The sequence below is a fragment of the Lactobacillus sp. W8093 genome (assembly GCF_016100925.1).
GTDB lineage: Bacteria > Bacillota > Bacilli > Lactobacillales > Lactobacillaceae > Lactobacillus > Lactobacillus helsingborgensis.
The window spans coordinates 122,976-137,697 of the sequence record NZ_JACFRL010000003.1; the positions used below are offsets into that span (position 1 = coordinate 122,976).

At 37.2% G+C, this 14,722-nt stretch carries 15 protein-coding genes and 1 pseudogene; 12 read left to right on the top strand and 4 right to left on the bottom strand.

Going from position 1 to position 14,722, the window contains the following annotated elements; all coding sequences use genetic code 11:
- The first annotated feature begins 1 nt into the window (after position 1).
- The 11 genes and pseudogenes from H3T47_RS02900 to H3T47_RS02950 form a co-directional block, all read left to right on the top strand.
- Positions 2–574, top strand: coding sequence for an NUDIX hydrolase (locus H3T47_RS02900; protein WP_199282480.1), 573 nt, complete (start codon positions 2–4; stop codon positions 572–574).
- The gene (locus tag H3T47_RS02905; RefSeq protein ID WP_199282481.1) at positions 567–899 is read left to right on the top strand and encodes a hypothetical protein; all 333 of its coding nucleotides are present in this window, start codon (positions 567–569) and stop codon (positions 897–899) included. The genes H3T47_RS02900 and H3T47_RS02905 overlap by 8 nt, the downstream gene beginning before the upstream one ends.
- Before the next feature lie 18 nt (positions 900–917).
- A complete protein-coding gene (locus tag H3T47_RS02910; RefSeq protein WP_199282482.1) occupies positions 918–1,613 on the top strand; it encodes a 5'-methylthioadenosine/adenosylhomocysteine nucleosidase in 696 nt (231 codons plus the stop codon).
- 4 nt (positions 1,614–1,617) lie between these two features.
- Positions 1,618–2,775 (top strand): cysteine desulfurase family protein, encoded by a 1,158-nt coding sequence (locus tag H3T47_RS02915; RefSeq protein ID WP_199282483.1) that lies wholly within the window; start codon positions 1,618–1,620, stop codon positions 2,773–2,775.
- 48 nt (positions 2,776–2,823) lie between these two features.
- A complete protein-coding gene (locus H3T47_RS02920) occupies positions 2,824–3,165 on the top strand; it encodes a DUF1831 domain-containing protein (RefSeq protein WP_038522367.1) in 342 nt (113 codons plus the stop codon).
- 5 nt (positions 3,166–3,170) lie between these two features.
- Positions 3,171–4,295, top strand: a complete 1,125-nt coding sequence (gene mnmA, locus H3T47_RS02925; protein ID WP_199282484.1) for a tRNA 2-thiouridine(34) synthase MnmA — start codon at positions 3,171–3,173, stop codon at positions 4,293–4,295.
- 121 nt (positions 4,296–4,416) lie between these two features.
- A complete protein-coding gene (locus H3T47_RS02930) occupies positions 4,417–5,073 on the top strand; it encodes a histidine phosphatase family protein (RefSeq protein WP_199282485.1) in 657 nt (218 codons plus the stop codon).
- Entirely contained in the window at positions 5,070–5,717 is a 648-nt protein-coding gene (locus tag H3T47_RS02935; protein WP_199282486.1) for a tetratricopeptide repeat protein, read from the top strand. The genes H3T47_RS02930 and H3T47_RS02935 overlap by 4 nt, the downstream gene beginning before the upstream one ends.
- Positions 5,710–8,088, top strand: a complete 2,379-nt coding sequence (locus H3T47_RS02940) for an ATP-dependent RecD-like DNA helicase (protein WP_199282558.1) — start codon at positions 5,710–5,712, stop codon at positions 8,086–8,088. The genes H3T47_RS02935 and H3T47_RS02940 overlap by 8 nt, the downstream gene beginning before the upstream one ends.
- 11 nt (positions 8,089–8,099) lie before the next feature.
- A complete protein-coding gene (locus H3T47_RS02945) occupies positions 8,100–8,459 on the top strand; it encodes a DUF1828 domain-containing protein (RefSeq protein ID WP_199282487.1) in 360 nt (119 codons plus the stop codon).
- A gap of 254 nt (positions 8,460–8,713) precedes the next feature.
- Positions 8,714–8,921, top strand: a pseudogene (locus tag H3T47_RS02950) (IS3 family transposase); the annotation flags it as partial.
- On the opposite strand, the gene H3T47_RS02955 reads toward H3T47_RS02950, so the two are convergent.
- The 4 genes from H3T47_RS02955 to def form a co-directional block, all read right to left on the bottom strand.
- Positions 8,918–9,868: a diacylglycerol kinase family protein gene (locus H3T47_RS02955; RefSeq protein ID WP_199282488.1), complete on the bottom strand. Its 951-nt coding sequence runs from the start codon at positions 9,866–9,868 to the stop codon at positions 8,918–8,920. The pseudogene H3T47_RS02950 and the gene H3T47_RS02955 overlap by 4 nt on opposite strands.
- A 47-nt stretch (positions 9,869–9,915) precedes the next feature.
- A complete protein-coding gene (rnjA, locus tag H3T47_RS02960; protein ID WP_046327058.1) occupies positions 9,916–11,595 on the bottom strand; it encodes a ribonuclease J1 in 1,680 nt (559 codons plus the stop codon).
- Between the two features lie 5 nt (positions 11,596–11,600).
- On the bottom strand, positions 11,601–11,825 hold the full coding sequence (locus tag H3T47_RS02965; protein WP_038522392.1) for a DNA-dependent RNA polymerase subunit epsilon: 225 nt from the start codon (positions 11,823–11,825) through the stop codon (positions 11,601–11,603).
- Between the two features lie 174 nt (positions 11,826–11,999).
- Positions 12,000–12,554, bottom strand: a complete 555-nt coding sequence (gene def / locus H3T47_RS02970; RefSeq protein WP_038522395.1) for a peptide deformylase — start codon at positions 12,552–12,554, stop codon at positions 12,000–12,002.
- Between the two features lie 255 nt (positions 12,555–12,809).
- Between def and typA the strand changes: the two genes are divergently transcribed.
- Positions 12,810–14,654 (top strand): translational GTPase TypA, encoded by a 1,845-nt coding sequence (gene typA, locus H3T47_RS02975; RefSeq protein WP_199282489.1) that lies wholly within the window; start codon positions 12,810–12,812, stop codon positions 14,652–14,654.
- Positions 14,655–14,722 lie beyond the last annotated feature (68 nt).

Here is a 14,722-nt window from a genome sequence, read left to right on the forward strand (position 1 = left end):
AATGGATTTAACAGAAACTGAAATCTCTTCAAAACAAATTTTTACGGGTCGTATTGTCGATCTTTCTGTAAGAACGATTAAATTGCCCAATGGTGAAACTGCCTCGCGGGAAGTGGTAAAACATCAACCTGCTTCAGCTGCTATCGCAGTAAATGACAAGCAGGAAATGTTGCTGGTCGAACAATGGCGTGAACCGATTAAAGAACTGACTTTAGAAATTCCTGCTGGTTTAATTGATGATACTGATGCTAGTCCACTGGATGCGATGAAACGAGAGCTGAATGAAGAGGGCGGCTATCATGCAGATTACTGGGAGAAAATTACTGAATTTTATTCTTCACCAGGTTTCACTGACGAAAAGCTCTATTTATTTTATTGCGATACATTAACAAAACTGACTGATAAAAAGGCGCTTGACCCAGACGAGTTTCTTACTAGTCATTGGTTTAATTTAGAAGAGTTGAAACGTCTTTCAGCAGAAGGTAAAATTGTTGATGCCAAAACTTTATATGCAATGAGCGTATGGGAAAATATGCTGCTGACAAGCGCTGATACTAAGGAACAAAATGACTGAAAAACGATCTGATTACCGTAAAAAATTAAAACGGCAAAGGGGTAAAAAGGTTCTAAACTCCATCAAGTCTGCTTTTGATGATAGTGATGAAGAAGTTGATGTTAATCCTGAATTTACCCGTGATGCGAATGAAGTTGTGCACACAAACGAGCAGGTTAATGCAGAAACTGGCGAAAAGAAACGAAACTCTCCCAATAGAGAAGCTAAGTCACAGTCACCTACAAGTCAGGAAAAAGCTTTAAAATTAAAAGGCAAACTCAATCGTGCCATTTTAATTGTGGCTGTTTTAATAATTTTGGTATTATTTGCGTTATTTCACTTATAAAATTGAACGAGGGTAAAAATGAAGATAGCAATTATTGTCCCAATGGAAATTGAGGCTGAATATTATTGTAAGTATTTTCACTCTGGTCACAAAGAAATGTTCGGATCTACTACATTCGAGCATTTTTGCGTTAATCAGAATGATGTATATATAGGTTTGAGCGGAATAGGCAAAGTGCAAGCAGCTATGAATTTAGCTAGTTTACTAAGTCTAGTTGATATTGATTTAATTTTTATGACCGGTACTGCTGGGTCTTTACAAGATAGTGTTCATAAAGAGGATTTAATTTTGGCAAGTGCTTTTGCGTATCATGATGCCCATAACACTTTGGCTGGTGATTATGTTGAAGGACAAATACCGGGCGAGCCGGCGTTATTCAACTTAGATTCAACTGCTAGAAGTAATTTTGCTCAATTTTTACAGAAAGAAAAGATTGATTATCAAGAAGGATTAATTGTTACAGGCGATTCCTTTATTGGTTCTCAAGTACAAAAAGATGAAATCAAGCAGAATTTTTCTACTGCTTTAGGAGTAGAGATGGAAGGAGCTGCTTTTGCTCAAGTAGCTTATCATTTTGAAAAGCCCTTGATTGGCTTACGTGCCATTTCAGATAATGGTAACCAAGATGCTAACGGCGATTTTGACCATTTTGCTCAAAAAGTTGGTGCAACAGCCGCTAAAATAATTTGTTCATACATAGAGAAGATGGCTTAAACTAATGACAGAAGTTTATTTAGATAATGCTGCTACAACACCAATGTCAGATAATGTAATTAATGTTATTACGGCAGAAATGAAAAATGACTTTGGTAATGCTTCAAGTACATATGAACTAGGACGAAAGGCTCGTCATGTTGTCGACTTAGCCAGACGAAAAGCGGCACATGCGATAAATGCTTCAGAAAGTGAAATTATTTTTACCTCCGGAGGCTCAGAAAGTAATAATACTGCAATTTTTGGTACAGCACATAGTCGCCAAAATATCGGCAAGCGTATCATCACAACGAAAATTGAGCACCCGTCCGTTTTAAAACCAATGCAGCAGTTGCAACTGGAAGGCTATGATGTCGTTTATCTGGATGTTGACGAAAATGGGCGTATTTCTTTAGCAGATTTAAAAGAGGCACTTATTCCTCAAACTATTTTGGTTTCAATTATGGCTGTCAATAATGAAATGGGTACAATCAACCCTTTGGCGGAAATTGGAGCTATTGTAAAGCCCAGCAATGCTTATTTTCATGTTGACGCAGTCCAAGGCTTAGGTAACATAGACTTGGACGTAGAGAAAATGAATATTGACTTATTGTCAACTTCTGCTCATAAAATAAACGGACCCAAGTTTTTAGGCTTTTTGTATGAAAGAAATGCAATTAACTTGCCGCCGTTAGTTTATGGTGGTGAACAGGAAACTAAACGCAGAGCAGGCACTGAGAATGTTCCTGGAATTGCGGGCTTTGGTGAGGCCATCAGTGAAATTGCTGCCATAGATAAGGCGCAACTGCAAAAGAAATATCAAAAGCTGCAAGGTATAATTTTAAATCAACTTGAAGAAGCTCACTTAGACTTTCAAGTAAATGGCGGCATTAAAGAATATGATTCACATCATATCTTAAATTTGTTTTTTAATGATGTTTCTACCACTCTTTTGCAGACAAATTTGGATTTAGCAGGTTTTGCGGTTTCCGGTGGCTCTGCCTGTACCGCAGGCTCAATTGAACCTTCGCATGTACTAGTTGCATGTTTTGGTAAAAAATCGCCAAGAATTAATGAATCCATTCGGGTCTCTTTTGGACGCTTCACTACGGAGAAAGAGGTGCGCGCTTTTGCAAATCAGTTGGTTAAAGTTGTGAGCAAGCTCCAAAACAAAATAAAATAATTGCTTTTTAAAGCAGATATGCTTATTATTAGTAAGTGAGGTAAAATTATGGCAAATACAGTTATTATTAATGGTGATACACGCAAGTTTACTCTTAGCCCAGATTTAAAACTCTATGCGTTAATCGATGCGGGCTTTGTTAAAACCGTTAAAGGTAATTTTAGTTATGAACATCCGCTTTATAATGAATCGCCATACGATGCCCCAACTAAGTTAAAAATGACCATTAATAAAGAAATGTCTCATTTAACAATGGTTGTGACTGATAAAAATGGTCTGCAAAAGGTTAATATTTTTAAGAATAAGCAATTAGCTCCTACAGTTGAACTTTTAGACTATATTTTGAAAGATTTAGAGGAGCGAAATATTATTGTTGCAGTGAAGGATTGATTAATTTGGCAAAAAGCAAAACAAGAGTTGTTGTTGGTATGAGTGGAGGAGTTGACTCCTCAGTTTCTGCCCTCCTTTTAAAAGAGCAAGGCTATGATGTTATCGGCGTATTCATGAAAAATTGGGATGACACCGATGATTCAGGTGTTTGCACTGCGACTGACGATTATGAAGATGTTAAAAGGGTGGCCGATCAGATTGGCATTCCTTATTATTCTATCAACTTTGAAAAAGAATATTGGCATCGCGTTTTTGAATATTTTTTAAACGAATATAAAAAAGGGCGCACACCAAACCCTGATGTTATGTGTAATAGCCAAATTAAATTTAAATCATTCTTGGAATTCGCACTCAATCTTGACGCTGATTATATTGCAATGGGTCATTATGCCAAAACCTTTAAGGACAAGAATGGCGTTACCCATATGATGCGTCCTAAAGATGGTAATAAAGACCAAACTTACTTTTTAAGTCAGCTGAGCCAAGAACAAATTAGTCGTGTGCTATTTCCATTAGCTAACCTGACTAAGCCGCAGGTGCGTGAGATTGCACTTAAAAGTGGTTTAGCTACTGCTAAGAAGAAAGACTCAACTGGAATTTGCTTTATTGGTGAAAGAAACTTCCGTAAGTTTTTGAGTGAGTTTTTACCTGCCCAGGCTGGAGATATGATTACACCAGATGGCAACGTTGTTGGTCATCATGCCGGTTTAATGTATTATACTATTGGTCAAAGATCAGGTTTGGGGCTTGGTTCAACTAAAGAATCAACAGCACCTTGGTTTGTAGTTGGTAAAGACTTGCAAAAGAATCAACTGATTGTTCAGCAGGGCTATGACAGCAAATTGCTCTATGCGACGGAGCTAGAAGCTAGTGATATGTCATTCTTTACTGGCCAACCCGAGCATGATTTTGAGATCCATTGCACTGCTAAATTCCGTTACCGTCAGCCTGATGTTGGTGTGACTGTATCGTATGATGCAGCAAACAATAAGGCAAAAGTCTACTTTGATGAGCCTGCTCGTGCTGTTACTCCGGGACAAGCATTGGTTCTTTATCAAGGCGAAGAATGCTTGGGTGGCGGCAATATTGATTGTGCTTACCAGAATGAGCAACAATTACAATTAGTTTAATTTTAGCTATCAAAGGGAATGTCTTCGGCATTTCCTTTTTTGCTTGCTCCTACTCTTTTTCTTTTAAACAAATTAAATGATAAACTAGAAACTAATAGCAACAGAAAAGGATAATTATTTAATGCAGATTTATTTTGTCAGACATGGTAAAACAGAATGGAATTTACAAAAACGTTTTCAGGGGGCACACGGTGATTCACCACTTTTAACTCAAAGTCTAATTGATATCGGCAAACTGGCTGATTATTTACGAGGAACAAATTTTGCCGGCATTTATACTAGTCCCTTAAAAAGAGCAAAAACTACGGCAGAAAATTTTGCTGAAATTTCTGGTTATAAAGCCCAAATAAATGTAGATGAGCGTTTGCGCGAGTTTGATCTGGGAGCGATGGAAGGGCTCACTTTTTCCGAAGCCGAAAGTAAATATCCCCAACAAGTTGATGATATCTGGAATCAACCTGCAAAATATGATGGTCACAGTATTGGTGGAGAAAATTATCCTGAAGTAATTGCTCGGGGATTAAGTTTTGGCCAAGAAGTAGCTCACAAGTATCAAGATGATGATAAAGTGTTAGCAGTAAGCCATGGAGCAGCTCTAGGAGCAATTATGGGTGGTTTATTAGGTTACCCGCTAGCTGATATTAGGAAAAATGGCGGTTTAAGCAATACAAGCCTTACAATATTGGAAACAAAAGACAAAGGGCAGACCTTCAAAGTTTTGACTTGGAATAAAACAGACTTTTTAGACAGAAAAATGGTGGATTCTGATTCGTTATGACAACAGACAAAAAAGCTGCAGGAGACTCAACTCCTGTTAAAAAGAGGGTACATGAATTAATCAAGAAAATTGATGCTCACCCGCATGATAGTGAAAACTACTTAAAACTTGCTACCTATTTAATTGAACAGGGCAGTAGCGATCAAGCAGCACAGCTGCTTGAAAAAGCTAAGAACTTAGTTGCTCACCCCCAGGATTTAGATTATGATCTGGCAGTATGTTATTATATGCAGGGTAAATTTGACCAAGCACTCAGTTTACTCAAGCAAATTCCTAATGATGATTTGGTCTTATATCAAAAAGCACTGGTATTTTTTAAAATTGGGCAGAACCAAAAAGCACTGGCCTATGCACTAACTATTAAAAATGTTGATGCCAAAGTTTTAGAGTTAATTGGCGATATTTGGTTAAGTTTGGGAAATTTGAAAGAAGCAGAAATGAGCTATAGCAAAATTCCTGCCACAAAAAGAACAGCCAAAAGCAATTTTATGTTGGGCATCACCATTTTAACTAGAAGTCGCAAAGAAGCTGAAAAATACTTTGCTAGGTCAAAAGAGCAAGACCCCAAATTTTTTAGTAAAGAGCAAAAGCAATATGCTTCAATCTTAAAATTAGTAAATGAAGCGAGAAAGAAAAATGACTGAATTTATTGGCAAAATTAATCGAATTGTTTTCGAAAACGACCAAGATCTTTATAAAATTCTTGACGTTTCGATTATAGATCAATTGGAAAATTATGACCGGGATGACATTAAAGTCACCGGTAATTTTGGCGATGTTCAAATAGGAGCAACTTATAGTTTTACTGGTAAGCTGACAGTACATAATAAATTCGGTTTACAATTTCACTGCGAAAATTATAAATTGGCTTTGCCACATGAAAAGGGTAGTTTAATTAATTATTTAAGTTCAAATAAGTTTCCCGGAATAGGCAAAAAAGCAGCTGACACCATCGTATCTGATTTAGGGATGGACGCACTGAATGTATTAAAAGAAAAACCGGGGAAAATTGCTACTCTGTCTTTAACTAAAAAGCAAAAGGACAGTTTGCTCAGCGGAATTAACTCAATGGATTCTTATTCAGAAACAGTTTTGCAACTAGCTCAATTTGGCTTAAATAAAAAAGTGGCGGGAAGACTTTATCAACTTTATCATGGCGAAACTTTAACCAAACTGGAAGAAGATCCATACGCCTCAATTGCCGAAGTGACAGGTTATGCTTTCAAAAGTGCCGACCGTATTGGGCAAAAGTTAGGAATTGCTGCTGCAGATCCCAAAAGAGTTAACGGTGCAATTTTTCAAATTTTACTTGATGAAGTAGGAAAAGAAGGCAATACCTACGTTAAGTTGGAAAAGCTTCTGACCGATGCTAAAAAACTACTACAGATTAACCAGTTTAATGTCATTGTTGACTGCGTCAATAACTTGCAGCATCAGGGTAAAGTAGTTGTGTTGGGCAATCATGCAGCTCTGCAAGAAATATTTGAAACTGAAACAGATATTGCCAATACAATGAAAAACTTGGTTGAAAAGAGTAAAGCGACTACAAAATATAGTGACAAGGAACTTAAGCAGGCGATAACTAAGGCCGAAACCAAATTAAAAATTAAATATGATGCAACACAAAAAGCTGCTATTAAAAATGCTCTGACCCATCCTATTTCAATATTAACAGGTGGTCCCGGAACTGGGAAAACAACTATTATCAATGGAATTCTATTGGCATTGCGTGATTTGGCTGAAATACCATCCTCAGCTTTATATAGCTCGGACCCACCGTTTTTACTAGCTGCGCCCACTGGTCGTGCCTCAAAAAGAATGGAAGAGATAACTGGTATTACAGCTAAAACTATTCACCGGTTATTAGGTTTAGGAATTGGTGAAAATGATGCCACCGATCTGAACGAACTCAATGGTGAAATTTTAATTATTGATGAAATGTCAATGGTAGATATGTTTTTATTTAAACAACTTGTATCCAGTATTAATGAGACTAAACATATTGTTTTTGTTGGGGATAAAGACCAGTTGCCATCTGTGGGAGCGGGAAATGTCTTTAGTGATTTAATTAAGTCGCAAGCTTTTCCGACTACTGTCCTCAAACAAATTCATCGGCAAGGAGACGATTCAAGCATTATTACTCTTGCCCATGATATAAATCTTGGACAGAATAGTGCGGCCTTGTTTAAGAAAACCAAAAACTATTCTTTTATTTCCTGCCCGCCTCATGAAGTTTCTCATGTTGTCAGCCAAATAGTTGAGCGCGCCCTAGCAAAAGGGTTTAATCCGGATGATATTCAAGTTTTAGGAGCAATGTACCAAGGCGATGGCGGGGTAACTAATTTAAATAATGTAATTCAGGCAATAATTAACCCTGCAAAACCTACTAGCAAAATACTTGAAATTCATGATGAAAAGTTTCGCATTGGCGACCGCATTTTACAATTACAAAATAATCCTGAAAAAGATATCTATAATGGTCAAATAGGTAAAATTTTAGCAATTGATAATGATAATGCCCAAAAGTGTATGGTTGCTGATTTTGATGGTAGAGAAATTACTTTTAGCAAAAAAGATCTTTTTGATGTAACTAGAGCTTATGCAATTACAATACATAAGGCACAAGGCTCGGAATTTCCGCTAGTAATTCTGAGCTTGACTATGCAAAATTACGTCATGCTGAAACGTAATTTATTATATACAGCAGTAACTCGTGCTGAAAAAAACTTGGTTTTGATTGGTGATCCGCGTGCTTATGAGATGGCCTTGAATAACTCAGGTAATGACCGCCAAACTGGTTTAACTGCTAAATTGCAAACGGCGCTGAATGTAAAAGTTGACCCTAGCGCAAAGGAAAAGTCCGATAAAAATAGAGATGAGCAAGATCTAGCAGAAACTGACACACTTGCAACTCCAAAACAAGATTATATTTTAACCCCGGAACTGATATATTCAGGTCAAATAGACCCGATGATTGGGATGCAAAATATTAAATTAGAAACTAAAACGAGATAGGAATTTAAAAAATGGTGCATGAAAACGCTGATTATTCTAGTTTGACCCTGCAAAAAGATATTACTAAATGGATAGCACAACATACTAAAGTCTTAGAATTTGGGCCAGATACCCTTGAAATCGAAACAATTTTAAAAGATTCATTTGGTGAGACTGTCTACTGCTTTGTCGAAAAGAATCAAAACGGTAGTTTCAATATTAACGATGATGGACGTGCATTATTTAAGTTGGATCCCTGTGCCAGTGATGCCGAACTAATAGATGCAGCGGCAGATTTGGTCTTTAATGCAGGATTTTCTTTTAACGCTGAAAATGGTGTAATCAGTTGTGAAAGTGACCCGGAAGACTTAGTAAAAAATATCATCAGTTAGCCCAAATAGAAGTAAATGTATCATATTTAAATTAATAAAATGAATTTAAATAGTATTTTTTATTGCCATTTTAAAAAAATAATGATTAAATTATTTTTACATTTTTAATTATAGTCTAATCATCAAGGAGCAATAATTTTTGAGCGGGTGAAGAAAAACTACGGCAAAAAGCCGGTCTTTTATGATCTTAACTTTAAAATTCCCTTGGAGCCCACAGTGATTGGTCTGGTAGGACCTAATGGGGTGGGAAAGTCAACCAAATTGATGATGGTTCTGAGGAAGGCTTTTTAGGGATACTCAAACGAGAAATGTTTTACGGTCTTGAAAAGCAATATAAAAATCTCACTGAATTAGAAGATGCAATCAGAGACTACATTGAACATTAGAATCATATTCAAATTAAAAGGACTAACTCCGATTGAATATCGGAGATTAGTCCTTTTTTTAAATGTATTAAATTAGCGCAATAAATTAAAACTAGATACGGAAAATTCAACATTAAATGTATTGCGTTTAATTTCCTCACCATCTACTTGAGCATATTCTTTTTGCCTAGTTTTAACGGTAATTTTTTTAGCTTCAAAATAATGGAATTGGGGATCATAAACATGGGAACCATCTTTAAGCAGATTAATAAATAATTTGACTAATTTTCTCAAACCAAATTTTTCTACTACTACAGTGTCAATTTTGTGGCTGTCAATTTTTGCGCTAGGTAAAAGAGGCAAGCCACCACCTAAATAAGGGTGGTTGGTTGTTGTGACCAAGAAGGCGTCATCAAAATGGACCTTACGTTTATTAGTTTCAATATCGACACTAAAAGTATCCTGTCTAGTAACACTTGCCAGAACGTTATAGCCATAAATTAGTTTTCCTTCATTAAATCTGTTCAGTAATTTTTTTAATTTGGAAATATTGCTATTGTGATTAACAAAAGCATCAAAACCAACACCAAAACTATTGGCAAAGTAGTATTTTTTATCTTCATTAATATCAGGAAAAACAAATGAACCACAATCAATTTGATCGGGCTTAACTCCGCCTTTTAAGCGATCAAGTAAAATTTTAGGATCAGCAGTTAAATTGGCTGCACGCCCGAAATCGTTTCCTGTACCAGCGGGCAAATAAGCGATAGGTGTGGCAGGATTACTTGAACGCTTAATGCCATTAAGCACTTCATTGAGTGAACCATCTCCACCAATTACTAATAAAATTTCATTTGAAGAATGTGGTCGATTACCATAGTCTTGAGCGATGCGAATTGCCTCACCAGCGTAATCGCTTTTTCTAGTATCAAAATTAATATTATCATTTATGAGTAATGCAGTAGTTTGCTCAAATACAGACTTAGCGTGACCATTGCCTGCAGTTTCATTTACTAAAAGGTGTATCTTTAATTTATTGTTCATATAATTTCATTCATTATACAAAAAAGCCCGTACAAAACAGGCTTTTTTTATTTTTTCTCAACTAACATAGGTAAGATCATTGGCCGTCTTTTTGTTTTCGAATACAGAAAGTCTGACAGGTTAGCGATTATCGCATTGCGGATTACACTGTCTTTTGGGTGTTCCATTTTGTCCATCTCAGATTTTAGCACATGATAAATATGCTTTTGTGCTTGATTAATTAATTCTGTAGATTCTCTCATGTAGACAAAACCGCGACTTAAAACGTCGGGACCAGCCAGTACACGTTTATGCTTATAATCAACAGTTGCTACCACAACCACTAAACCATCTTCTGATAATACTTGTCTGTCATGGACAACAACATTGCCCACATCAGCAGTACCTGAAGTGTCAACATAAACATCGCCCGCAGGAATGTGACCGGCTATTCTTGATCCTTCAGGACCAAAACAAACTACTTCGCCGTTTTCAAGGACAAAAGTATTTTCTGCGGGGACACCGGCTGCCTGTGCTAATTCAGTATGAATGACTTGCATCCGGTATTCGCCGTGAACAGGAATCATGTACTTGGGCTTGGTCAAACGAACCATCATTTTAAGTTCTTCCTGACCACCATGTCCAGATGTATGGACGTTATTTATTCGGCCATGAACGACATTGGCGCCGCCCTCCATTAATTTATTAATCAAATGGTTGACGCTTAGTGTATTTCCTGGAATTGGGTTAGAGGAGAAAATTACTGTATCTCCTGGTTGCAGACTTATTTGCCTGTGAGTGCCGTTAGCTATCCGAGATAAAGCTGCCAACGGTTCACCCTGAGAACCAGTACATAAAATCATGACTTCTTCTGCCGGGGTATGGTTGATTTCGTTAGCATCAACGATCAAACCATCAGGAACATTTAAGTAACCTAAGTCAATCCCATTTTGCACGCCATTTTCCATACTCCGTCCAAAAATGGCAACTTTACGTCCGGTATCTTTGGCCGCCTGAATAGCGGTTGAAACACGGTAAAGATTAGAAGCAAACGTGGCGAATATTATTCGACCATGAATTCCTGTAATAATATCGTGTAGCGATTTGGCTACAAAACGTTCGGACTTGGTAAATTGCGTTACCTCAGCATTAGTCGAATCAGATAACAAAGCTAGAACACCTTCGTTACCTAATTTAGCCATTTTTTGAAAATCAGGGGCTGGCTGATTCATGACGGGTGTTAAGTCAAATTTGAAGTCACCAGTAAACACGACTGCACCCAGCGGAGTATGAACGGCTATACCCAGAGTATCAGGAATAGAGTGGGTAGTTCTAAAGAAAGTCACTGTTAATTTTTTGAATTTAAGGACAGTGTCTTCATGCTCCTCGTGCAATTCTGTTGTCCGCAGAATGCCGTGTTCTTCGAGTTTTCCTTTAATAAGAGCCAAAGCAAAAGGAGTGGCATAAACCGGAATTTCTGGAATTTTTTCCAGTAAAAACGGAATACCGCCAATATGGTCTTCGTGACCGTGACTCACAACAAGTGCCTTAATTTTTTTCCGGTTTTTAATTAAATACGAATAATCAGAAATTACATAATTAATACCAAGAAGATCATCTTCAGGAAACTTAATACCACAATCCATGATAATAATTTCATCTTGGTATTGAACACAATACATATTTTTGCCTATTTCGTGCAACCCCCCGATTGCAACGACGGCAACTTCATTATTTTTAATGCGCACGAAAACTACTTCTTACTCTCAAAAGAGGTCAATTTAAAGTCGGCATGTTCTTTTTCGTAAGTTAGCGAATTTCCGGCTAATTCTTGGATGAGTTCAATATTATAGGGGGTATTCTCCTCAACCATAGTCCTTGCTGCCACCATATTATCGGCTTCAAGGTAAAGAGTCTGGGTTGTCTCTCGTCTAGGGTTGACAACCTTGTCTTTTTGATACAAAACTTTGTAGATCATATTTGTATTCTCCTTATTCAGTTTATAAAACGTTCATATTTTGGATAACAAAAAGTACCCAATAGCTAATAAAATTCTACCATACATAATAAATCAAGTATAGAATCAAGTTCTAGTAGCTTTATTAAAAAAACCGTCAAATCAAAAAAGACGGCTTAAATATTTTTAAAATAATTAATAAATTATAACAGTATCATCATCCAGTTTGAATGGATCTTCCTTATTAATGCGATCATAAAATAGATGTCCCCGTAGATGTTCGATTTCATGGGATGCTACAATTGCAGGGTAATCTTTTAAGCGTACGGTTTTTTCTTCTCCGGAGACAGTGTAGTAGTGGACCTTTAGCTTGTCAGGTCTAGGGACATACCCGTCAATTACCTTATCAACACTTAAGCAGCCTTCACCTTCACTGAGACATGCTTGCCTAACAGATTCAGACAATATTTCGGGATTAACAAAAGTTTCCTTAAAAATTATATCACCCTTATCGTTAGGAACTAATAGTGAAGCCATTTGGACACTTTCACCTACCTGCGGAGCTGCTAAGCCTACACCCGCTCTTAGTTGGTGTTTTGCGGCAATTTTGGGATCTTGAGAATTAACAAGATACTCCATCATTTCTTTAGCTAAGTTTTGGTAGTGTTCACTTAAAGGAAAAGTTAATGGTTTAGCGACTTTACGTAACACAGGATTACCATCACGGGTAATATCTTTCATTAATATCAATTAAATTCACTCTTTCATAAAAGTTTATAGTTATATTTGTAACATAAAGTAAACTAATTTGTCTGCTTTTTATTCTATACTAAATTTTTAATTTGAAAAAGAGGGATAAACGTTGACCAGTATATAGTTAGGTGGTAAAATCAATGAGCGTAAATATACAGATATGAAACACTTCGATTAGCATGTTTTTGACGTGCCGCCGAAACTGTGACATGGTCACAGTTTTTTTATTGAGGAGTGGAGGAGGAATTACTTTTGTCAGAAAAAAGAAGAAACGATATTAGGAATATAGCTATCATAGCTCACGTTGACCATGGTAAAACTACTTTGGTTAACCAATTATTGAAGCAATCCGACACTCTCCCTGAACATATGGCTCTGGAAGATCGGGCAATGGACTCAAACGATATTGAGCGTGAACGTGGTATTACTATTTTATCCAAAAACACTGCGGTTAAATATGGCGATACTACAATCAATATCTTGGATACTCCGGGACATGCCGATTTTGGTGGCGAAGTTGAACGTATTATGCATATGGTTGATGGTGCCTTGCTTCTAGTAGATGCCTATGAAGGAACTATGCCGCAAACTCGTTTCGTACTTAAAAAGGCATTAGAAGCTGGGGTTAAGCCTATTGTAGTTATTAATAAAATTGACCGTCCAGGTGCTCGTCCAAAAGAAGTTCTTGATGAAGTTTTGGAATTATTCATTGAGTTAGGGGCAAACGATGAACAATTAGATTTCCCAGTTGTTTATGCTTCTGCATTAAATGGTACGTCCTCATACGATCCAGATCCAGCCAAGCAGAAAGAGACTATGAACCCTATATTTGATACGATTATCAAATCTATTCCTGCACCAATTGATAATTCTGATGAGCCTCTGCAATTCCAAATTACAATGCTTGACTGGGACGATTATGTTGGCCGAATTGGCGTTGGCCGAGTTTACCGTGGTCGGGTCAAAGTCGGTGACAATATCACAGTTATGAAACGTGACGGTTCTACCCAAAACTTTAGAGTTACCAAATTATTTGGTTTCTTCGGCTTGAAGCGTAATGAAATCACTGAGGCAAAGGCCGGCGATATAATTGCTATCAGTGGTATTAACGATATTTTTGTTGGTGAAACTATTGCATCAGCAGAGAATCCTGAAGCATTGCCAATTCTGAAAATTGATCCACCAACCTTGCAAATGGATTTTGTTGCCAATGATTCTCCTTTCTCTGGACGTGAAGGTGACAAGGTTACGCCTAAGAAACTGGAAGACCGTTTAATCAAGCAAACTCGGACTGATGTCTCATTAAGAGTTGAGCCTACTGATCAATTAAACGCCTGGACTGTTTCTGGTCGTGGTGAACTGCACCTTTCGATTTTAGTCGAAGAAATGCGTCGTGAAGGTTTTGAATTGCAACTGTCAAGACCAAAGGTTATTTACCGCGAAATTGACGGCAAAATGTGTGAACCATTTGAAGCAGTGCAAGTTGATACACCTGACGAGTATGTTGGTTCCGTAATTGATTCACTTTCTCAAAGAAAAGGTGAAATGAAAAATATGGCTTCAACGGGCAATAATCAAACTCGCTTAGACTTTTTGGTTCCTTCCCGAGGCTTAATTGGTTATAACAATGAATTTATGTCCCAAACAGGTGGTTACGGCATTATGAACCACAGCTTTGATTCATATAAACCAGTTGTGAAAAACTGGGAGCCTGGCCGTCAAAACGGTGCACTTGTGTCAATTAGCCAAGGCAAATCAACTACTTACTCTTTACAGACAGTTGAGCAACGTGGAGAACTATTCATTGGTGCCGGTGTTGAAGTATATGAAGGAATGATTGTCGGCCAATCATCACGTGATCGTGATATTGCTGTTAATGTCATTAAGGGTAAAAACTTGACTAATACTCGTGCTGCGGGTAAGGACCATGCCGCTGCAATTAGAACCCCAAAGACTTTAACTCTAGAAGAAGCTATCGAATTTTTAAATGATGATGAATACTGTGAGGTAACACCAGAATCCGTCAGATTAAGAAAGAAAATCCTGAACACTTCTGAGCGACAAAAAGCTGATAAGAGACGCAATAAAAATAAATAAATTATTTAAGAAGGGCACTCACTGATGAAGTGGTGCCCTTTTTGTTTTATAATGCTTTATAATGAACG

What these genes read in the sequence shown, in the direction of transcription:
- H3T47_RS02955 (WP_199282488.1), bottom strand. Translation starts at nt 9,868, where the DNA reads ATGAACAATAAATTAAAGATACACCTTTTAGTAAATGAAACTGCAGGC.
- H3T47_RS02965 (WP_038522392.1), bottom strand. Translation starts at nt 11,825, where the DNA reads ATGATCTACAAAGTTTTGTATCAAAAAGACAAGGTTGTCAACCCTAGA.
- H3T47_RS02940 (WP_199282558.1), top strand. Translation starts at nt 5,710, where the DNA reads ATGACTGAATTTATTGGCAAAATTAATCGAATTGTTTTCGAAAACGAC.
- H3T47_RS02900 (WP_199282480.1), top strand. Translation starts at nt 2, where the DNA reads ATGGATTTAACAGAAACTGAAATCTCTTCAAAACAAATTTTTACGGGT.
- H3T47_RS02910 (WP_199282482.1), top strand. Translation starts at nt 918, where the DNA reads ATGAAGATAGCAATTATTGTCCCAATGGAAATTGAGGCTGAATATTAT.
- H3T47_RS02935 (WP_199282486.1), top strand. Translation starts at nt 5,070, where the DNA reads ATGACAACAGACAAAAAAGCTGCAGGAGACTCAACTCCTGTTAAAAAG.
- H3T47_RS02920 (WP_038522367.1), top strand. Translation starts at nt 2,824, where the DNA reads ATGGCAAATACAGTTATTATTAATGGTGATACACGCAAGTTTACTCTT.
- H3T47_RS02930 (WP_199282485.1), top strand. Translation starts at nt 4,417, where the DNA reads ATGCAGATTTATTTTGTCAGACATGGTAAAACAGAATGGAATTTACAA.
- H3T47_RS02945 (WP_199282487.1), top strand. Translation starts at nt 8,100, where the DNA reads ATGGTGCATGAAAACGCTGATTATTCTAGTTTGACCCTGCAAAAAGAT.
- H3T47_RS02915 (WP_199282483.1), top strand. Translation starts at nt 1,618, where the DNA reads ATGACAGAAGTTTATTTAGATAATGCTGCTACAACACCAATGTCAGAT.
- H3T47_RS02905 (WP_199282481.1), top strand. Translation starts at nt 567, where the DNA reads ATGACTGAAAAACGATCTGATTACCGTAAAAAATTAAAACGGCAAAGG.